This window comes from Saccharopolyspora sp. NFXS83, assembly GCF_026241095.1.
Lineage (GTDB): Bacteria > Actinomycetota > Actinomycetes > Mycobacteriales > Pseudonocardiaceae > Saccharopolyspora_C.
In genome coordinates this window covers 40,679-60,871 of the sequence record NZ_JAPFGB010000026.1, presented here as the reverse complement: position 1 = coordinate 60,871, position 20,193 = coordinate 40,679, and the positions used below count along the sequence as shown (strand labels likewise).

Sequence of the window (20,193 nt, the reverse complement as noted above, 5' to 3'; positions counted from 1 at the left end):
CTCAGGTGGAGCGCTCGGTGCTGCCGCGCGCGACGAGGTGAGCCGACAACGTTCGCGTGGTCGGCTCACCCCGGTCACCGCCGATGCGGCGCAACAACAACTGCGCCCCCAACGAGCCCATGTCGTAGGCGGGCTGGGAGACCACGCTCAACGGCGGGTCCAGCAACGTCGCCCACGGCGCGTCGTCGAACGCGATCACACCCACGTCGCGGCCCGCCCGAAGGCCCAGCTCGCCGAGCGTTTCCAGCACTCCCACCGCCATCGCGTTGTTCGCGATGAGCAGCGCGTCCGGCGGCTCTTCCTGATCCAGCAGCTGCCGCGCCGCGCGCCGGGCGCCGGCCGCGCGGAACTCCGTGTGCCGGACCAGGCCCAGGTCCGCGAGCCCCGCCGTCCGCAGACCCTCCCGGTACCCGTTCAAGCGCGCGTCCGCGGTGGGCATGCCGCTCGGGCCGGTCAGGCAGCCGATCCGGAGGTAGCCCTGCTCCGCCAGGTGCAGCGTGGCGTTCTTCGCGGCGTTGCCGCTGTCCACCAGGACCGTGTCCCCGCCTCCCGGTAGCGGCCGGTCCAGCGCGACGACCGGGGTGGCGTGCGCGCGCAGCAGCTCCGCGCCCGCCTCCCGGCCGGTCGGGGACAGCAGGACGCCCGCGACGCGTTCCTGCAACGCCACGTCCAGGTATTCGCGTTCCTTCGCCGGGTCGTCGTCGGAGTTGCACAGCACGACCGAGTAACCGGCGGTGTGCGCGACGTCCTCCACGCCGCGGGAGATCGCGGTGAAGAACGGGTTCTCCACGTCCGAGATGATCAGGGCGAGGACCGCGGTCTCCTGCTTGCGCAGGTTGCGGGCCGGTCCGTTCGGCCGGTAGCCGAGCTCGTCGGCCGCCGCGGCCACCCGCGCGGCCAGCTCCGGATCCACGGTGCTCTTGCCGTTGAGCGCACGGGAGACCGTCGCGGTGGACACGCCGGCCCTGGCCGCCACGTCACTGATCGTCGCCACCGGACCTCCTGATGTCGGCTGGCCGCGTGGTTGCGGCGTGGATTCCTTGACAGCCTCGCCAAGCCCAGAATAGCTTCCGGGAAAACGATTGCTCATAACCCGGTCGGTCAACGATGAACGAATTCGGGTGGTAGCGGCAGGCGCGGAACCCCCAGCGCAGGCACGCCCGTGGCGTTCTCCGAACCCGGCCAGGCGCGGCGAGAGTTGACCCGGAACAAAATCGTTCTCGAATCGGGGCGGCTCGTCCCGGACCGGTCCGTTCGACGATCTCGTTCCCCGTGATCCGGAACAGCAATGGCACGTCCCGACGCAACCCTGGCACGTTCCGCAGAACCTGGGAGGACCCGTGGCCCGCATCGGTGTGGTCGGCATTTCCGACGGTCGTGATCATGTGCACGCTCGCAACGCGGAATTCATCGAAGCCAAGCAGGACGCCCTCGTGGCCTCGCTGCGGGCTGCAGGGCACGACGTCGTCGCAGGTGACGACCTCGTGGCCACCAACGTGCTCGCCACCTCCGTGGCCCGCAAGGTGGCCGCCGCCGACGTCGACGTCACGGTCTTCTACTACACCGTCTGGTCGTTCCCGCACTTCACGATGCTCGCCGCCGACGCCACCCGCAGCCCGCTGGTGCTCGTCGCCAGCACCGACCCCACCGAACCCGGACTCGTCGGGATGCTCGCCGCGGGCGGAGCGCTCGACCAGATCGGGCGCAAGCACACCCGGGCCTGGGGCGCCCCCGACTCCGCGGAACTCGCCGCCGCCATCGGCGTGCGAGCGACCGCCGCCGCCGCGGTGAAATCCCTGCGCGGATCGACCTTCGGCCGGTTCGGCGGGCGACCCATGGGGATGAACACCGCCGTGGCCAACACCGACCAGTGGCAGCGCCAGTTCGGCATCGACGTCGAGGAGATCGACCAGTACGAACTCGTGCTGCGCGCCGAGAAGGCCGACGCCGCCGAAGCCCGCAAGGGCCGCGAGTGGATCGAGCAGTACGCCGCCGGAGTGCACTACGACGGCAAGAAGCTCACCCCGGACCTGCTGGAACGGCAGATCCGCTCCTACATGGCGGTCCGCGACATCATCGCCGAGCGCAACCTCGACTTCTCCGGCATCAAGGGCCAGCCGGAACTCACCGAGAACTTCGCGACGATGGACGTCACCGAGGCCTTCCTCAACGACCCCTACGACTGGAACGGGCCGAAGGAGACCCACGTCTGCGCCACCGAAGCCGACATGGACGGCGCGCTGACCATGCAGCTGTTCAAGCAGGTCGCCCGCACCCCGGTGCTGTTCGCCGACGTGCGGCACTACCACGCGGACCGGGACATCTGGGACCTGTGCAACTCCGGGCAGCACGCCACCTGGTACGCGGCGCGCAGCGACGACCCGGCGGAGAACCTCGCGAAGGTCAACTTCTATCCGGAGGTGTTCTTCTTCCCGGCGGGTGGCGCTTCCGTGCAGCACATCGCCGCACCGGGGCAGATGACGCTCGGCAGGCTCACCAGGGAAGCCGGTGAGTACCGGCTGCAGATGATGCTCGGCGAGTTCGAGAGCTACGACGACGACACCAACCGCACCCTCGTCGAGCAGTCCACCCCGGAATGGCCGCACGCGTTCGCCAGGCTCGACGCGCCCGGCGACGTGTTCCTGTCCAAGTTCGGCGCCAACCACCTGCACGCCGTCCCCGGTGACCACCGCGCGGAAATGCGCGCCGTCGCCGAGCAGCTCGGAGTGCGCCTGGACGAGTGGCCCCGGGGCTGAGGCGTCCGGCTCCGGCCGCCGCGCACGGCGTACAACCGGTGAGGCAAAGCCGAACAAGCTGAAGCGGGCAGAGCCAAAATCAGACCTGGAACGGTTCGATTTCGCCCAGCGCCAGGTCACGGGCCATGTCCAGCGGCCATCGGTCGGAACCACGCTCCGACCGATGGCCGACCGGGCGGCCCGCGAAGTCCGAAACGGACAGGAGTGCGGATCACCCGGTGCAGGGGTCTTTACGATGCCGCGGGGAACACCGGACGAGCGGGAGGAACAGGCGATGTCTGAGGGCGTGCTGATCGGAGTCGACGTCGGAACGGCGAGCTCCAAGGGTGTGCTGGTCACCACCGACGGGCGCATCGTGGCCCGGGCGACCCGGCCGCACGAGACCTCCTACCCGCATCCGGGCTGGGTCGAGCACGACGCGGAATCGGTGTGGTGGAACGACTTCGTGGGCATCGTGCGCGAACTCGTGCCTGCCGCCGAAGGCCGCAGCATCGAAGGGCTCGGCGTCAGCGGCATCGGGCCCGTGCTGCTGCCCGCCGACGGCGACGGCAACCCGCTGCGGCCCGCGATCCTCTACGGCGTGGACACCCGCGCCACCGCCGAGATCGCCGAACTCACCGAGGAATTCGGTGCCGACGAGATCCTGCGCCGCGGCGGATCCGCGCTGACCAGCCAAGCCGTCGGGCCGAAGATCCGGTGGCTCGCCAAGAACGAACCCGAGGTGTACGCCCGCACCGAGAAGCTGCTCATGTGCAGCTCCTACCTGGTGCACCGGCTCACCGGGCGCTACGTGCTCGACCACCACTCGGCCAGCCAGTGCGACCCGCTCTACGACCTGCAGGCCCGGGACTGGTCGAAGGACTGGGCGCAGCGCGTCGCCCCGGACCTGCCGCTGCCCGAACTCGCCTGGCCCACCGAGATCGTCGGGAAGGTCGGCCCGCAGGCCGCCGCCGAGACCGGGCTGCCCGAAGGACTGCCCGTCACCACCGGCACCATCGACGCCTGGGCGGAGGCCACCAGCGCGGGCGTGCGCGAACCCGGCGACGTGATGCTGATGTACGGCACCACCATGTTCTTCGTGCAGGTGCTCACCGACCCCCGGCCGCACTCGGCGCTGTGGGGGACCTGCGGTGTCTTCCCGGACACGTACACGCTCGCCGCGGGCATGGCGACCTCCGGTGCGGTGACCGACTGGATCCGGCGGCTCGTCGACGGCGACTTCGCCGAACTCGTCGAGCAGGCCGCCGGTGCACCGGCCGGGAGCCGCGGGTTGCTGCTGCTGCCGTACTTCGCGGGGGAGCGGACGCCGATCTTCGATCCCGACGCGCGCGGTGCGCTGCTCGGGCTCACCACCAGCCACGGCCGGGCCGAGGTGTACCGGGCCGCGCTGGAAGGAATCGGCTACGGGGTGCGGCACAACCTGGAGGCGATGAGCTCCGCCGGTGGCCGCGCGGGACGGCTCGTCGCCGTCGGCGGCGGTACCCAGGGCGGGCTGTGGACGCAGATCGTCTCCGACATCTCCGGGCAGGAGCAGCAGGTTCCGAGCGAGACCGTCGGAGCCGCCTTCGGCGACGCGCTGATGGCGGGTGTGGCCACGGGAACCGCCGTGAATGAGCGCGAGTGGAACCCGGTGGCGCGGACTGTCGTGCCGGACGCGGCCCGCACCGAGCGCTACGACGCCTTCTACCAGCGCTACCTGGAGCTCTACACCGCCACCGCCGACATCCAGCACTTCCTCGCGGCCCAGCAGCACGCCGCCGACGCCTGACCTCGCACACCCATGGCTCCGAGTGAACGGACCGTTCGTCCAATCCCGTTGGACGAACGGTCCGTTCACTGGTTTCCGGCCGTGCGTGGCGGTGCCTTCGTCCGAGTGAGCGGACCGTTTGCCTGATCTCGTTGGATGAACGGTCCGTTCGCTCACTTCTGGGCAGGTGCTGGCGCCACTCGAACGGGTGAGGGGGTTGTTATGGTCCTTGGCGGTCGGCACCGGTGATCGGAGCCAACGGTTCCGGGAGGGCTGCATGGCCTCGGCGCGGCGGGTCTGGCGAGCGGTGCTGGCCGGAACGGCGGTGCTGACCGCGGCCACGCTCACCTCGGGATGCCTCGCGTCGTCCGAAGCGGGAAGCGGGACGTTGATCGGCGCGGCAGCCGCCGACCTGGGAGCGACCCGGATCGTGGCCGATCAGGTGTACGCGCAGCGCCCGAGCGGGCCGCTCGCGCTCGACCTGTTCCTGCCGGCGGGAGACGGCCCGCACCCCCTCGTCGTCTACGCGCACGGCGGTGGCTGGGACGCGGGTGATCGGGCGATCGACGGGCGCCTCGCTGCCGGCGGGGCAGCCGAGTCGCTGGCGGCGGAGCGGATGCTGAGCAAGGGGTTCGCGGTGGCCACCGTGGACTACCGGCTCAGCGACCTGGGGCCCGCGCCTGCACAGGTGGAGGACGTCGCCGAAGCGGTCCGCTGGTTGCAGCGCCACGCCGGGGACTGGCGGCTCGACTCGGAGCGCGTCGTGCTGTGGGGCGCCTCAGCGGGCGGATTGCTGGTCTCGCAGCTCGGGGCGGTCACCGACGATCCGGACGAACCCGGCGGCGGGCTCACCGGGATCCGCGGCGTCGTCAACTGGTTCGGCCCGACAGACCTGAGCGTCGAAGCGGAACTGGCGAACCCGCAGCTGTCCGACTACTCACGACGCACGGTGCGGAAGTACCTGGGCTGCATGCCCAACGAGTGCCCGCGCCACGCCGACGCGGCCAGCCCGATCCGCAACCTCTCCGGTGCCGAGCCGCCGTTCCTGATCCAGCACGGCACGAAGGACTCGCTGGTGCCGGTCAAGCAGAGCCTGGACTTCGCGGACGCGCTGCGCGAACTCGGCGTGGACGTCGCGCTGCACCCCTACGACGACTTCGACCACGGCTTCACGCCGGGCCCGAGCGTCCCGATGATCGTCGACGCGATGGACGCCTTCCTCGCCGAACACGGCTGAACCGGGCGAGCCGCACACCACCCACCGCCCCGCGAAAACGGCGAGGACAGACCCTCAACCACTGCCTTCGATCTTGCCGTGGTGAGCCCGGTCTTTGATCTTTGTCTTGTCAGCGGCGAAGCCGACGAGCAGCGACCACCAAAGCAAGCTGAGACAACCCGACTCAGTTCTCGGACGCTTCGGTGCCGACCAGGCCCTCCTCCTCGCGCCGGACGGTCCCGATGGAGGCCGAGCCGCCCGCGCTCTCGGCCAGCGGCTGCACGGCGCCGCGGAACGACTCCAGTGCGTCGAGCTCCCGGCGGCGGGCCGAGACGAACCGCTGCAGGTGCGTGCTGGAGAGGTTCACCGCCTCCACCGCGCCCGAGGCCGCCCGCTGCGCCCGCACCGCCTGCGACCGCACCTGCTCGATGTCCTCGGCGATGGTGCGCTCGGTCGCCGCGAACAGGGCAGCGGAGGCGAGCACCGCGAAACTCGTGGGCCCGCACAGGAAAACGCGCTTGTCCAGCAGCCAGGACAGCAGGCTGGGGTCGGTGTCCAGCGCGGTCACCACGGCCGCGTCGGAGGGCACGAACATGATCGTGCCGTAGATCGCGTCCGCCCAGCGCTGGTAGCCCTTGCCCGCGAGCTCCGAGGCGCGGGAGCGGATGTTGCGCACGTGCACCCGCAACGCCTCGCCGCGTTCCTGCGGATCGTTGGTCTCCATCGCTTCCGCCCACACCGCGAGGCTGGCCTTCGCGTCCACCGGGACCTGCCTGCCGCCGCCGACGGTGAGCACCAGGTCCGGCCGGGCGGCACCGCCGCCCGCCAAGTCGGTCTGCACGCTGAAGTGCACCCCTTCCCGCAGCCCCAGCGACTTCGCCGTCTCGACGAGGACCTGTTCGCCGAGCTCGCCGCGGCCGGTGATCGACGCGAACGCCACCTCGTACCGGCGCAGCGCGGCCTGCTGCTCGACGGTGCGGGCGCGTTCGGTCTCGACCATGCGCAGCGCGTCGTCGGCACGGCGCGCGGAGTCGGTGTAGAGCCGCCAGATCAACAGCAGCGCCCCCGCGAACAGCAGCATCAGCACGATCACGACGGCGGTCAGCACGCCGGTACCCATGACGATCTCCTCTCGGCGGGGAACCCGATCATCCCGCATCGGCCCGACGATCCGGTCGCCATCGCCGCGAGCTCCGCGTGATCGGCCGAACGCGCGGTGTTTCGCCTGCTGGACAAGGGTGATCCGACACGCCGAGGCATGTCGTGCGAACTGCCCGGACACCTCCGCGGCGGCAGCCGAGCAGCAGCGGCGCAGGGCGTGCTCACCCCGCTTGAGCTGCGGTGTCGATGCGGCCGGATGCTCGGATCGGCGATCGGTCCGCGACGGAGCGGACGCGGTGCGTGGTGACATCCGATCTTTCGAGCGATGCCCGCCGACGCAGCGCGATCAGGGCGGGAGGAGTTCGGTAACTTGACCGCCATGCGGGTGCTGCACACCTCCGACTGGCACGTGGGACGCACGTTCCACGGCCGCGATCTGCTCGCCGAGCAGGAATCGGTGCTCTCCGGGCTGGCCGACCTGATCGCCGACGAGCACGTCGACGTCGTCGTCGTGTCCGGCGACCTCTACGACCGCGCCGTGCCCTCGGGCGAGGCCGTCGAGACCTGCGTGCGCGTGCTCGGCCGGTTGCGCGCGGCGGGCGCGCAACTGGTGGTGACACCGGGCAACCACGACTCCGCTGCGCGCGTCGGGGCGTTCGGCGAGTTCGCCGCCGCGGGCGGCCTGCACCTGCGCACCCGCATCTCCGCGTTGCACGAACCGGTGCTGCTCGACGACGAGCACGGGCCGGTCGCCTTCTACGGAATCCCTTACCTGGAGCCGGATCCGGCGCGCCAGGTGCTCGACTCCCACGCCGACGTGCCGGGTGCGAGCCCGATCGAGCAGCGCGGGCACCAGGCGGTGCTCACCGAGGCGATGAACCGCATCCGCGCCGACCTCAAGTCCCGCGACGAGCCGCGATCCGTGGTGCTCGCGCACGCCTTCGTCACCGGTGGCGACGTCAGCGACTCCGAGCGCACGATCGCCGTCGGCGGCGTGGACGACGTCCCCGGCGCGGTGTTCGACGGCGTGGACTACGTCGCGCTCGGGCACCTGCACGGGCCGCAGCGGCTGGCCGAGCACCTGCGCTACTCGGGCAGTCCGGTGGCGTACTCGTTCTCCGAGGCGGCGCAGCGGAAATCCGTCTGGCTGGTGGACCTCGACGCCACCGGGCTGCACGACGTGCGCCGCCACGAACTGCCCGTGCCGCGCCAACTCGCGACCGTGCGCGGCGAACTCGAAGCGCTGCTCGCCGAACCGGAGTACGCGGCCTACGAGGACTGCTTCCTGTCCGCGACGCTCACCGACGAGGTCCGGCCGCTGGACGGGATGCGCGCCCTGCAGGAACGCTTCCCGCACGCGGTGCACCTGGAGTGGCAGCCCGCGGGCGGCAGGGCCACCGCGGAGCTGCGCTATTCGGAAGCCGTGCGCGGCCGGGACGACACGGCGGTGGCCGACGGCTTCGTCGCCGACTGCCGGGGCTCCGAACCCACCGAGGGCGAACGCGCGCTGCTGGCCGAAGCCCTGCACGCCGTGCAGCTCGCCGAGGTGCGCGAATGAGGCTGCACCAGCTGACGATCACCGCGTTCGGCCCGTACCGGGACCGCGCCGAAGTGGACTTCGACGAGCTCGGCACCGACGGCCTGTTCCTGCTGCACGGCGACACCGGCGCGGGCAAGACCAGCCTGCTCGACGCGATCTGCTTCGCGCTCTACGGCGCCGTGCCAGGTGCTCGCGAACAGGTCAAGCAGCTGCGCTGCGACACCGCCGCCGACGACGTGGCCACCTCGGTCGAGCTGGAGCTCACTGTGCAGGGCCACCGGCTGCGCATCGTCCGCAGCCCCAAGTACGACCAGCGCAAGAAGCGCGGCGAAGGCACCACCACCCGCAACGCGAAAGCCTCGCTGACCTGGATCAGCGACGCCCCCGACGGCGCCGCGTCCGAAGGTTCCGCCCGCATCGACGAGGTCAACCGCACCGTGCAGCGGCTGCTCGGGATGAGCGTTGACCAGTTCACGAAGGTCGTGCTGCTGCCGCAGGGCGAGTTCGCGAACTTCCTGCGCGCGGAGACCACCGAACGCGAGAAGCTGCTGGAGAAGCTGTTCGGCACCCAGCGGTTCGCCGACGTCGAGCAGTGGTTCGTCGAGCACCGCAGGCAACGCGGCCGGGCGGTGGAGGCCCACACCCAGCAGGTCCGCGAGCTCGTGGCCCGCGTCGCCCAGGTCGTCGGGCAGGACCCGGAGGACGGGGCCGACGAGCGGTTCTGGCTGGAGGGCTGGGAAAAGCACCTCGCCGCAGAGCTCGACGAGACCCGGCGCGCCCGCGCCGAACTGGCCGACCGGCGCGAGGCGGCGGACGAGGAGCTGACCGCGCGCCGCGAACTCGCCGACAAGGTCCGCCGAGTCCGGGGCGCCCACGCGGAACTGGCCGACCTCGACGCGCAGCGACGCACCCACGAGCAGTGGCGCGCCGAACTGGACGCCGCGCAGCGGGTGCTGCCGGTGCTCACCGTCCGCCGCGCGACGACCGAAGCCGAGACCGACCTGGATCGCGCGGCCCGCGAAGCCGGACGCGCGGAGGCGGACTGCCCCGGAGCGGACCTCGACGCCTCGCTCGACGAGCTGCGCTCGCTGGCGGGCACCCACCGGGAGCGCGCGGGGGCGCTCACCGAACTGCTCCCCGAAGCGCGGCAACAGGAAACCGACCACGCCCGGCTCGCCGAACTCGCCCGCGGCATCGAGGCCGACGAGCGGGCGGGCGCCGAGCTGGCCGAGCAGCAGGTCGCGCTGCCCGAGCGCATCAGCACCGCTCGGGCGCGGCTCGACGAGTCGAAGCAGGCCGAGACCCGCCGCGAGCAGGCCGACGCGAAAGTCGCGGACCTCACCGAACTGCTGCGCACCGCGCGCGCCGTGCCCGCGGCGCGGCAGGCCCACGAGCAGGCCGCCGAGGCCGCGCAGCGAGCGGTGGACGCCCACCAGCAGGCCCGCGAAACCCTGCTGGACCTGCGGGATCGCAGGCTCGCGGGCATGGCCGCCGAACTCGCCGCCGGCCTCGCCACCGGTGCCGCCTGCCCCGTGTGCGGTTCGGCGGAGCACCCCGAGCCGCGTGCGGCCGTGGACGACTCGGTCACCGCCGACGACGAGGAACGCGCTCAGCAGGCCGAGCAGCAGGCGCAGACCCGTCGCGAGGCCGCGGCGACGAAGGAGACCGAGGCGCGCAGGCACCTCGACCTGCTGCTGGAGCGAGTAGGCGAGCGGACCACCGACGACCTCGTGGCCGACACCGCCGCCGCCACCGAGCAGCGCGACGCCGTCCGCGCCCTCGCCGATCAAGGCCGCGCCCGCGCCGATGAACTCGCAGACCTGGAGTCCTCCGCGCAGCGGCTCACCGAGCGGCGCGGCGAACTGGATCAGCGGATCGCCGCGGCCCGAACCGAGCGCGCCGGACTTCGCTCCACCGCGGATGCTCGCGCGGAGCGGTTGGACGCGGCGCGCGGCGACCACCCCGGCATCGCCGAACATCGCGCGCACCTGCTCGACCGCGTCGCGCGCCTCGACCGCCTGATCACCGCTCGCGGCGCCCGGGACGAGGCGGAGAAACGCCTCGCCAAGCAGCGCGCGGCGCTGCACGAGGCGGCGGTCGAAGCGGGCTTCGACGGCATCGACGCGGCACTCGCCGCCGAACGCGACGAAACCCGCCGCGCCGAACTCACCGACGACCTCACCCGAGCCGAGCAGCGCCGGGCCACCGCGAACTCCGCGCTCGGCAGCGAAGAGCTCTTCGGCATCGACGCCGGCACCGAGATCGGCCTGGAAGCCGCCGCCGAAGCCGCCACCACCGCCCGCGAAGCCGCCGAGCGGGCCACCGCCACCGCGCAACGCGCCGAACAGCGCGAACAGGACGTGCGGCTGCTCGCGACCCGGTTGCGCGCGGCCTGGGACGAACTGGGCCCGGCGCTGGCCGACCACGCCGAGCTGGAGGCGCTCGCCGACGTCGTCAACGGGCGCGGACAGAACGCGCGCAAGATGTCGCTGCGCTCCTACGTGCTGGCCGCCCGGCTGGAAGAGGTGGCGGTCACCGCGACCCGCCGGTTGCAGCGGATGAGCGACGGGCGCTACTCCTTCGTGCACTCCGACGCGGCGGGCGCTCGCGGTACCCGCGGCGGGCTCGGGCTCGACGTGCTCGACGACTACTCCGGCCACACCCGCTCCGCGAAGACGCTCTCCGGCGGGGAATCGTTCATGGCCTCGCTGTCGCTGGCGCTGGGCCTCGCCGACGTCGTCGCCGGGGAGACCGGTGGCGCGCTGCTGGACACGCTGTTCATCGACGAAGGCTTCGGCACGCTCGACGCGAACACCTTGGACCTGGTGATGGACACCCTCGACGAACTCCGCGCAGGAGGGCGGGTCATCGGCCTGGTCTCGCACGTGGACGAGATGCGCCAGCGCATCGGAGTCCGGCTGCGCATCCGGAAGTCCCGCGAGGGTTCCACGATCGAACTCGACACCTGAGAACGGTCCGCGCCCGACTGATGACAGCGACGTGGTTCATCCCTAATGTCGGAGTCATGGCTCAATCCATGATTCGGCGTTCCCGTGGCTTCAAGGTCGTCGGCGGTGTGGCGGGTGCGTTGCTGGCGCTCACCGTCACCGCAGGCTGCAACGACCCCGCCGCACCGCCGCAACAGCAGCAGGAGCAAGAGGACGGCGGCAACCAGCAGGACGGCGACCAGCAGAACGACCAGCAGGACGGCGACGACCAGGACGGCGGGGACGACCAGGACGACGACTGAGTCGTGACGATCGGCGACGGGCGCGGGTCGGTCGTACCGGCTCGTGCCCGGGCCGCCTGAGTCGATCGACCCCCGGACCACCTAGAATCACCGGCCGTGAGCCTCACCCTCGGAATCGTCGGGCTGCCCAACGTCGGCAAGTCCACCTTGTTCAACGCGCTGACCAGCAACGACGCGCTCGCGGCGAACTACCCGTTCGCCACCATCGAGCCGAACGTGGGTGTCGTGCCGTTGCCCGATTCCCGGCTGGCCACCCTCGCCGAGCTGTACGGCTCCGAGAAGCTGGTGCCCGCCACGGTGTCGTTCGTCGACATCGCGGGCATCGTCAAGGGCGCTTCCGAAGGCCAGGGCCTCGGCAACAAGTTCCTCGCGAACATCCGCGAAGCCGACGCGATCTGCCAGGTCATCCGCGTGTTCGACGACCCGGACGTGGTGCACGTCGACGGCAACGTCGACCCGTCCAGCGACATCGAGACGATCAACACGGAGCTGATCCTCGCCGACCTGCAGACCCTGGACAAGGCGCTGCCGCGGCTGGAGAAGGAAGCCCGGACGAACAAGGACAAGCGCTCGGCGCTGGAGGCGGCCAACGAGGCGAAGGCCCTCCTCGACGGCGGCACCACGCTATTCAGCGCGAACAAGGCCGACGTGCCGGAGCTGCGCGAGCTGAACCTGCTCACCACCAAGCCGTTCCTGTACGTGTTCAACGCCGACGAAGGCGTGCTCTCCGACGACGCCCGCAAGCAGGAACTGCGCGACCTGGTCGCCCCCGGCGACGCCGTCTTCCTGGACGCCAAGGTCGAATCCGAGCTGATCGAGCTCGACGAGGAGTCGGCCCGCGAACTGCTGGAATCCGTCGGCCAGCCGGAACCGGGCCTGCACGCCCTGGCCCGCGCCGGGTTCCACACCCTCGGCCTGCAGAGCTACCTCACCGCGGGGCCCAAGGAGGCCCGCGCCTGGACCATCCCGCAGGGCGCCACCGCCCCGCAGGCCGCCGGCGTGATCCACACCGACTTCGAGCGCGGCTTCATCAAGGCCGAGATCGTGTCCTTCCCGGACCTCGTCGAAGCGGGTTCGATGAGCGCCGCCCGCTCCGCGGGCAAGGTCCGCATGGAAGGCAAGGACTACGTCATGACCGACGGCGACGTGGTCGAGTTCCGGTTCAACGTGTAGCGCTGTTGACGCTCCTCGTCATGGGAGTGGTGGTGTGATCAGCTCGGTCGCCGACCGCGGCACCGAGCAGGTCTGACGTCGCGAGCCGGCGAAGCGGGTCAAACCGCGACTGCACGAGGCGGCGAACAGGAAGCTGGACCTGGCTGCTGGATGAGATGACGCTGGATGCGGTGCGTGTACCGCCCGGCGATCATCTGGAAAGCGCTCAAAAGCGGCAGGGCAGGGCGGCACGGCATCCGGATCAACGTCAACGACCAAGGGCGGATCTGCTTCCGCTGAGCGCTGCTGAGCGGCACCCCTCCGATGGTGGTGAGCCTCAGCGCTGGACGTGTTGGTGGACTCCGCTGCGGAACGCGCACGTGCTGTGTGCTGGATTCGGAGCGCGACTCGGTGAGCTCGCCCCTACGTCCTCCGCCAAGTGACGTGCCGTGAACACCGAAATGAGGCTGGACGACCGTCCTGCTCCAACGTGAGGTTGGTCTGCGCGGCGACGTGGTGGAGTTCGGTTCAACGTGTGAGTCGGCGATCGGTGGCGCGCTGCGCGCCGCCGCCCGTCGGCGCTCCTGATGGCGATGGTGCGCGGCGGCCGGGCACGTCGGCGTCTGGCTCAGCGGTGGGCGAGCACGTTGATGACGTTGCCGCCGGGGTCGCGGAAGAAGAAGCGCCGAACGCCCCACTCCTCGTCGGTCAGCGGGTGGACGATCTCGAAGCCCTGGCGCACGATCTCGTCGTGCACCGAGTCGACATCGGCGACCTCCAGCGACGCGACGGGGTTGCAGGGCGCGGTGCGGTCGGTGGTCATGAGGCTGAACTGGGCCGTGCCGCCGCTGCCCAAGGTGGCGATCCAGCCGTGGTCCATCAGCACGTCCAACCCGAGCGCTCGCCGGTACGCCGAGACGGCGGCGGGCAGCTCCGGAACGGTCAAGATCGGCACAGCTCGGTTGAGGTCCATCCCTCGAGTATGCGGCGGTCGCCGCCGTCGTGGTCTTCGCGATGTCCGAAGTCCGGCTCGGCCGCCCGCATTGAGCCGGTTCTCGACCGGCCGGTCGAGTTCCAGATCCTCGACCTGGCGGAGAGCCCGAGCCGGCCGGCGCGTTCGGCGAGAGCGGTGATCACGGAAGTACGCGCGAGCTGCGCATGGCCTTCGTGAGGGTGATCGGTTCGCCCGAGTCGCCACTACGCCGGCCGGAGGTGAACTCCGCGTACTCCGGACCGTCCACGGCGTACAAGGCCAGTCGGCCACGAGCGTCGGCGTGGATGCCCCAGCCGTAGCGCTTGCCGAGCTGCGACGAACGCAGGCACGGCTGGCTCCGCGCGTAGAACTCGAGGCGAGCGTTGACCCGATCTTCGTCGGGGATGCCCTGCCGATCCGCGAAGACGGTGAAGATGACGTCGCCGGACGTGAACTCGTACGGATGCTGGGAGATCAGCTTGTAGGTGCGTGCGGCGACCGAGGGATCGTCGCCCTTGACCGGGGGCACCGTTCCTGTCGCCGCCGGGCAGTCCTCGGCCACGGCGATGAACGTGTCCACGTAGTCCACCCGCTCCATGCGGCAACTTTAGTCCTGGGCACCCGCCGAGGCGAGGGAATCCGCAGGTCGGTCGGGTTCAGGCCGACGGCGGCGGGAGGACGTTCCGCTTGGACCGCGGGAGGTCCGGATTCGGTTCGGGATCCGGCCGACATCCGGCGTCGAACGAGTCGGGGAGCAGGCCGCGACGCGTTCAACCGGCGGCGGGGTGCCATGGGTGGGGAACGATTCTGTCGTTGTCGATCGGTTGACCCCTGATCGAGGGTTGGGGCGTGGTGCACGCGGGATTCTCTTGAGCGCCAGATTGCTGATTCGGCACTTTCGGGTGAAACGTCGCGAGGTGTCGGTAGCTGAGCGCTGGTGCTGCTCAGCTGCTGGTAGAAGCGCCAGTCGTCATGATTCGCATGGCGTTACCGGCCGCTTTAGGTTGTGCCCATGCAGCTCATCACCTCGATCTGCGGGGACTGCAACGGCAAGGGTTGCGGTAACTGTGGTGACACCGGAACGATCACCATTCTTGAGGACTAGCAGGCGAAATCCGCGATTTCGCGGGATGGCCCGCCGCGCGATGCGGCGGGCGCCGCCGCCCACCCCGCAACGTTCGAACGCTGCTCCTGTTGCGCCGCCGACAACGGCCGCGACGGCGCGGTGGCACCGTCCGCCCGCGCCCGTCGCAGCGGTCCGTGCGCAGCGGACATCGCTGCTAGCGTGCCGAAGATGGCTACCACCGAGCCCGTCCTGGTCATCGGTGCCGGAGTGACCGGTCTCAGCACTGCCGTCACCCTCGCCGAGACCGGTGTCCCGGTGCGCATCCGCACCGACGAACGGCCCGCCGAGACCACTTCGGCCGTCGCCGGAGCGATGTGGGGACCGGCGCTGCTGCAACCCGCCGACCGCGTTCGAGGCTGGGTCGCCCACACCTACCACCGCCTCGTCGAACTCGCGGCCGACGACACCAGCGGCGTGCACCTCGCCGCCGGGCGGATGGCCGCCCGCGTCGACCTCGGCGACCAGTTGCCGCCCGAAGCGCTGCTGCTCCCCGACCTGCGCCGTTGCCCGCCCGAGGACCTTCCGGGCGGGTTCGTCAGCGGCTACCGGGCGACCGTGCCGCTGATCGACATGCCGCGCTACCTCGGCCACCTCACCGCGAGGTTCCGGGCCGCCGGTGGGGAACTGCTGCTCAGCCCGGTGTCCTCGCTGGTCGAAGCGGTCGAGGAAGCGAGCCGGGTCGTCAACTGCACCGGAGTCGGCGCGCACGAACTCGTCGGTGATCCCGGCGTGCGTCCCGTGCGGGGCCAGCACGTCATCGTGCGCAACCCCGGCATCACCGACTACTTCGTGGAGATCGGAGCCGGACCCGACTTCACCGCGTACATGCCGCACGGCGCACACGTGGTGCTCGGCGGTACGGCCGTCGACCAGGACTGGTCCCGCATCCCCGAGCGCGAGGCGGGCGCCGCCATCCTGCGGCGCTGCGCGCACGTCGAACCCCTGCTCGCCGGAGCCGACGTGCTCGGCGAGACCGTCGGGCTCCGGCCCGGACGGGACGCGGTCAGGCTGGAAGTCGAGCGGTTCGGCGGCGGCACCGTCGTGCACAACTACGGGCACTCCGGTTGCGGCGTCGCGCTGTCCTGGGGCTGCGCCGCCGAGGCCGCCGAGCTGGTGCTGTCCGGCTGAGGCGTTCAGGACAGGGCGTCGACGACGCCGTCGATCTCCTCCGCCAGCGTGACGTCCTTCGACGTGATGCCGCCTTGCGAATGCGTCGACAGCGAGAACGTGACCTTGCGCCAGCGGATGTCGAAGTCCGGGTGGTGGTTCTCGCTCTCGGCGATCTCCGCGATCCGGTTCACGCACTGGATGGCCTGCGGGAAGCTCGCGAACTCCACCGTCCGCGTGATCTTGGCTCCGTCTTGGGCCCACTCCGGCAACCCGGAGAGAGCTTCGGCGACCTGGGTGTCGTTCAGCAGTTCGGTCATGCCCACATGGTGGTCGCCGATCGGCCGGAATGCGACCGTCGGCCCTCGTCGGAGTGGCGGCACGTAGACTGCCGTCGCCACGGGAGTCCAGCGCGCTGGGCTGAGAGGAGGGGCGAATCCCCTCGACCGTCCGCACCTGAACCGGATCATGCCGGCGCAGGGAGGTGTCGCGATCAGCTCGACGTTGCACACGTGGCCGTTGCCGGTGTGCTGCTCGGGAGGACCGTTGAACCGTTACCTGCGCTGGGTCGCCGCCCTTGCGGTCGCCTCGCTCGCCACCGGGTGTTCGCTCACCGGGAGTTCGGGCCAGGAGTCCGCCGGGCGCACCGTCACCCTCGTCGCGCACGACTCGTTCGTCGCCGATCCCGCCGTGCTCGCCGACTTCGAACGGCGCAGCGGCATCCACCTGGACGTCCGCAACAGCGGTGACGCGGGCGAGCTGACGAACAAGCTGGTGCTGTCCAAAGCCGCGCCCCTCGGCGACGTCGCCTACGGCGTCGACTCGACGTTCGCGTCCCGCGCGCTGGGCGAAGGCGTGTTCGCGCCGCACCGGCCCGCCGCGGCCGAACGCGGACCGCAGCGGTACGCGCAGGACCAGCAGCACCGGCTCACCGCGATCGACGTCGCCGACGTGTGCCTGAACATCGACACCGGCTGGTTCGCGCAGCACCGGGTGCCGGAGCCCGCGACCTTGCACGACCTCACCGACCCCCGCTACCGCGGCCTGATCGCATTACCGGACCCGACGACGTCCTCGCCCGGACTCGCGTTCCTGCTCGGCACCGTCGCCGCCTTCGGCGACCCCGGCTGGCAGGACTACTGGCGGGACTTGACCGCGAACGGCGTCAAGCTCTCCGCCGGGTGGGAAGAGGCGTACAACCAGGACTTCTCCGGATCCACCGGTCGGGGGCCGCGGCCGATCGTGCTGTCCTACGCCTCCTCGCCCGCCGCGGAGGTCGACGAGAACGGCCGGCCGCGCACCCGGGCGCTGCTCGACACCTGCTACCGGCAGGTCGAGTACGCCGGTGTGCTGGCCGGGGCGAAGGACCCGCAGGCCGCCGGAGAAGTCGTGGACTTCCTGCTCTCGCCCGAATTCCAAGCCCAGGTGCCGGATCAGATGTACGTGTACCCCGCGGTCGACGGGGTCGCGCTGCCTCCGGGCTGGGCGGAGAGCGCGCCGCTGCCGCAGGCCCCGGCGGAGTTGCCTGCCGCCGAAGTGGAACGCAACCGGGACCGCTGGGTGGAGCAGTGGCGGACGCTGGTGCGGGGATGAACCACGGCCTCCGCAGGCGGTTGCCCGTGGCGCTGGCGGCGGTGACCGTGCTCGGGTTCCTCGGGCTGTTCTTCGCCTGGCCCGTCGCGGCGATCATCGGGCTGGGGCTGCGCGGTGAGGTCGGGTCGGTGCTGGCCGAGCCGTCGACGTGGCGGCTCGTCGGGTTCACGCTCGGCCAAGCCGCCGCGTCCACCGCCGTCGCGCTGCTGGCGGGACTGCCGCTGGCCTACGTGCTGGCCCGGCTCGCGGTCCCCGGTCGCGGGCTGCTGCGGGTCGCGGTGACCGTGCCGTTCGTGCTGCCGACGATCGTGGTGGGCATGGCGTTCCGGGCGTTGTTCGGCGCCGATGCCGGGGTGCTCGCGATCGTGCTGGCCAACGCGTTCTTCAACGTCGCCGTCGTCGCGCGCACCGTGAGCGGGCTGTGGAGCCACCTCGACCGGCGGATGGAGGACGCGGCCCGATCGCTCGGCGCGAGCCGGTTGCGCGCGTTCACCTCGGTGACGCTGCCCGCGCTGCTGCCCGCGCTGGGATCGGCCGCGTCGGTCGTGTTCCTGTTCAGCGCCACCAGCTTCGGGGTGGTCCTGGTGCTCGGCGGTGGTGAGCTGCGGACGCTGGAGACGGAGATCTACCTGCGCACGGTGCAGCTGCTGGACCTCCCCGGCGCGGCGGCGCTGTCGCTGCTGCAACTCGCCGCCGTCGTCGCCGCGCTGCTGGTCGCGACCGTCGCGCGGCGGCGCCGGGAGACGGCACTGCGGCTGCGCGCGCCGTCCGACACGGCGCGGCGCCCGCAAGGAGCGGAGTGGTGGGTCGTCGGGCTCGCCGGGCTGGTGCTGTGCGGGCTGTGCACGCCCATCGCGACCTTGCTACTGCGATCGGTGTCCACGAGGGACGGGTGGGGGCTCGCGGGGTATCGGGCGCTGCTGGGGACCGGGCAGAACGGGACGTTGGAGGTCACCGGGCTAGAGGCGGCGCTCAACTCGGTGCGCACCGCCGTCGACGCGACCTGGATGGCGCTGCTGTTCGGGCTGCTGGCGTCCTTCGTGCTCGTCGCGGTCCGGCGCCGGGCCGTCGCCGAAAGCCTCGACCTGGCCCTGATGCTGCCGCTGGGCGTGTCCGCGGTGACCGTCGGCTTCGGGTACCTGATCACGCTCGGCTCGCTGCCGGGTGATCTGCGGACCTCGCCGCTGCTGGTGCCGTTCGCGCAAGCACTGGTGGTGACGCCGCTGGTGATCCGCATGGTGCTGCCGGTGCTGAGGGCCATCGACGAACGACTGCGCCAGGCCGCCGCGACGTTGGGCGCTGGTCCGTGGCGGGTCCGGCGCGAGATCGACGTACCGCTCGCCGCGCGGGCCGTGCTGGCCGCGGCGGGCTTCGGATTCGTCATCGCGCTCGGCGAGTTCGGCGCCACCGGGTTCCTCGCCCGGCCCGACGCGCCGACCCTGCCCGTGGCCATCGCCCGGTTGCTCGGCAGGCCCGGCGAGCTCAACTCGCAACTCGCCTACGCCGCCTGCACCTTGCTGATGATCGTCACCGTGCTCGGTGTCGTGCTCATCGAGCGGCTCCGGGGACGTACCGACGCCGTGGAGGAATTCTGATGGGGCTGGAAGTGCGCGGGCTCACCGTCCGCTTCGGCGGGACGACGGCGGTGCGCGAGGTGGATCTCTCCGTGCTGGACGGTGAGGTGCTGGCGCTGCTCGGGCCGTCCGGCTGCGGCAAATCCACCCTGCTGCGGACCGTCGCCGGGCTGGAACGGCCCACCGCGGGCGCGGTGCGCTGGAACGGGCGGGACCTCGACGCGGTCCAGGTGCACCAGCGCAGGTTCGGGCTGGTCTTCCAGGACGGGCAGCTGTTCCCGCACCGCGACGTGGCGGGCAACGTCGGCTTCGGGCCTCGGATGCGCGGTGTCGGCAAAGCCGCCCGAGCCGCGCGCGTCGCGGAACTGCTGGAGCTGGTCGGCCTCGCCGGATATGGCGAACGCCGGGTCACCGACCTCTCCGGCGGGGAAGCCCAGCGGGTCGCGCTCGCCCGCGCGCTCGCCGCCGACCCGGAACTGCTGCTGCTGGACGAACCGCTGTCCGCGCTCGACCGGATGCTCCGGGAACGGCTCGCCGTCGACCTCGCCGCCCTGCTCGGACGCGGCCCGTCGACCGCGTTGGTCGTGACGCACGACCACGACGAGGCGTTCACCCTCGCCGATCGGGTCGCGGTCATGGCGCGGGGAACGGTCCTGCAAGCCGACACACCCGAACTGCTGTGGCGGCACCCGGCCGACGACGAAGTGGCCGAGTTCCTCGGCTGCACCACCTTCCTGCCTGCGACCGTCCGCGACGGAGTGGCGACCTGCGCGCTGGGCACCGTCGAGGTGACCGCGAAGGATGGCGACGCGCGGCTCGGACTGCGAGCCGCCGGAGTGCGCGCCAAGCGGGTCCGGCCGGACGCCCACCGCGGAGCCGAACCGGTCGGCACGGTGCGGGAACGCGTCCACCGGCACGATCACGTGCGGCTCGCGGTGAACGTGCCCGAGCTCGGCCAGGTGGAGGCGGTCGCACACATCGCCGACGCTCCTGCCGTAGAGGACGAGGTGCGGCTGAGGCTGGATCCCGACGGAGTCGCGCTCGTCGGCGGAGACTGA

General features: G+C 71.3%; 16 protein-coding genes and 1 riboswitch. Of the genes, 11 read left to right on the top strand and 5 right to left on the bottom strand.

What is annotated here, in order from left to right; all coding sequences use genetic code 11:
* Nucleotide 1: 1 nt before the first annotated feature.
* Nucleotides 2–994 (bottom strand): LacI family DNA-binding transcriptional regulator, encoded by a 993-nt coding sequence (locus tag OOZ19_RS23855; RefSeq protein ID WP_266092391.1) that lies wholly within the window; start codon nt 992–994, stop codon nt 2–4.
* A 346-nt stretch (nt 995–1,340) separates the two neighbouring features.
* Between OOZ19_RS23855 and OOZ19_RS23850 the strand changes: the two genes are divergently transcribed.
* From OOZ19_RS23850 to OOZ19_RS23840, 3 genes are all read left to right on the top strand, one after another.
* Nucleotides 1,341–2,756: an L-fucose/L-arabinose isomerase family protein gene (locus OOZ19_RS23850; RefSeq protein ID WP_266092390.1), complete on the top strand. Its 1,416-nt coding sequence runs from the start codon at nt 1,341–1,343 to the stop codon at nt 2,754–2,756.
* 274 nt (nt 2,757–3,030) lie between these two features.
* The gene (locus OOZ19_RS23845) at nt 3,031–4,524 is read left to right on the top strand and encodes an FGGY-family carbohydrate kinase (protein WP_266092389.1); all 1,494 of its coding nucleotides are present in this window, start codon (nt 3,031–3,033) and stop codon (nt 4,522–4,524) included.
* A 256-nt stretch (nt 4,525–4,780) separates the two neighbouring features.
* A complete protein-coding gene (locus tag OOZ19_RS23840) occupies nt 4,781–5,740 on the top strand; it encodes an alpha/beta hydrolase (RefSeq protein WP_266092388.1) in 960 nt (319 codons plus the stop codon).
* Nucleotides 5,741–5,903: 163 nt separating this feature from the next.
* Here OOZ19_RS23840 and OOZ19_RS23835 read toward each other — a convergent pair whose 3' ends face one another.
* Nucleotides 5,904–6,839 carry a DNA recombination protein RmuC gene (locus OOZ19_RS23835; protein ID WP_266092387.1) on the bottom strand — a complete coding sequence of 312 codons (936 nt, stop codon included), beginning with the start codon at nt 6,837–6,839 and terminating at the stop codon, nt 5,904–5,906.
* A 360-nt stretch (nt 6,840–7,199) separates the two neighbouring features.
* Here OOZ19_RS23835 and OOZ19_RS23830 point away from each other — a divergent pair, with 360 nt between their 5' ends.
* From OOZ19_RS23830 to ychF, 4 genes are all read left to right on the top strand, one after another.
* Nucleotides 7,200–8,378 (top strand): exonuclease SbcCD subunit D, encoded by a 1,179-nt coding sequence (locus tag OOZ19_RS23830; RefSeq protein ID WP_266092419.1) that lies wholly within the window; start codon nt 7,200–7,202, stop codon nt 8,376–8,378.
* The gene (locus tag OOZ19_RS23825; RefSeq protein WP_266092386.1) at nt 8,375–11,329 is read left to right on the top strand and encodes an AAA family ATPase; all 2,955 of its coding nucleotides are present in this window, start codon (nt 8,375–8,377) and stop codon (nt 11,327–11,329) included. Before OOZ19_RS23830 ends, OOZ19_RS23825 begins: the two co-directional genes overlap by 4 nt.
* A 56-nt stretch (nt 11,330–11,385) precedes the next feature.
* The gene (locus OOZ19_RS23820) at nt 11,386–11,610 is read left to right on the top strand and encodes a hypothetical protein (RefSeq protein WP_266092385.1); all 225 of its coding nucleotides are present in this window, start codon (nt 11,386–11,388) and stop codon (nt 11,608–11,610) included.
* 96 nt (nt 11,611–11,706) lie between these two features.
* Complete coding sequence (gene ychF, locus OOZ19_RS23815; protein WP_266092384.1) at nt 11,707–12,783, top strand: redox-regulated ATPase YchF; 1,077 nt, start codon at nt 11,707–11,709, stop codon at nt 12,781–12,783.
* 607 nt (nt 12,784–13,390) lie between these two features.
* Here the strand turns inward: ychF and OOZ19_RS23810 are convergent.
* A complete protein-coding gene (locus OOZ19_RS23810; RefSeq protein WP_266092383.1) occupies nt 13,391–13,735 on the bottom strand; it encodes a VOC family protein in 345 nt (114 codons plus the stop codon).
* A gap of 160 nt (nt 13,736–13,895) precedes the next feature.
* Entirely contained in the window at nt 13,896–14,333 is a 438-nt protein-coding gene (locus OOZ19_RS23805) for a DUF6157 family protein (protein ID WP_266092382.1), read from the bottom strand.
* Nucleotides 14,334–15,029: 696 nt separating this feature from the next.
* On the opposite strand from OOZ19_RS23805, the gene OOZ19_RS23800 reads away from it, so the two are divergent.
* The gene (locus tag OOZ19_RS23800; protein WP_266092381.1) at nt 15,030–15,989 is read left to right on the top strand and encodes an FAD-dependent oxidoreductase; all 960 of its coding nucleotides are present in this window, start codon (nt 15,030–15,032) and stop codon (nt 15,987–15,989) included.
* A gap of 5 nt (nt 15,990–15,994) precedes the next feature.
* Here the strand turns inward: OOZ19_RS23800 and OOZ19_RS23795 are convergent, their stop codons facing one another.
* Nucleotides 15,995–16,288 (bottom strand): 4a-hydroxytetrahydrobiopterin dehydratase, encoded by a 294-nt coding sequence (locus tag OOZ19_RS23795; protein WP_266092380.1) that lies wholly within the window; start codon nt 16,286–16,288, stop codon nt 15,995–15,997.
* A 69-nt stretch (nt 16,289–16,357) separates the two neighbouring features.
* Nucleotides 16,358–16,468, top strand: a riboswitch (TPP riboswitch).
* A 46-nt stretch (nt 16,469–16,514) separates the two neighbouring features.
* Here OOZ19_RS23795 and OOZ19_RS23790 point away from each other — a divergent pair.
* The 3 genes from OOZ19_RS23790 to OOZ19_RS23780 are packed head-to-tail and all read left to right on the top strand — an operon-like array spanning nt 16,515 to nt 20,193.
* On the top strand, nt 16,515–17,561 hold the full coding sequence (locus OOZ19_RS23790) for a thiamine ABC transporter substrate-binding protein (RefSeq protein ID WP_266092379.1): 1,047 nt from the start codon (nt 16,515–16,517) through the stop codon (nt 17,559–17,561).
* Nucleotides 17,558–19,156, top strand: coding sequence for an ABC transporter permease (locus OOZ19_RS23785; RefSeq protein ID WP_266092378.1), 1,599 nt, complete (start codon nt 17,558–17,560; stop codon nt 19,154–19,156). Before OOZ19_RS23790 ends, OOZ19_RS23785 begins: the two co-directional genes overlap by 4 nt.
* Entirely contained in the window at nt 19,156–20,193 is a 1,038-nt protein-coding gene (locus tag OOZ19_RS23780; RefSeq protein WP_266092377.1) for an ABC transporter ATP-binding protein, read from the top strand. The genes OOZ19_RS23785 and OOZ19_RS23780 overlap by 1 nt, the downstream gene beginning before the upstream one ends.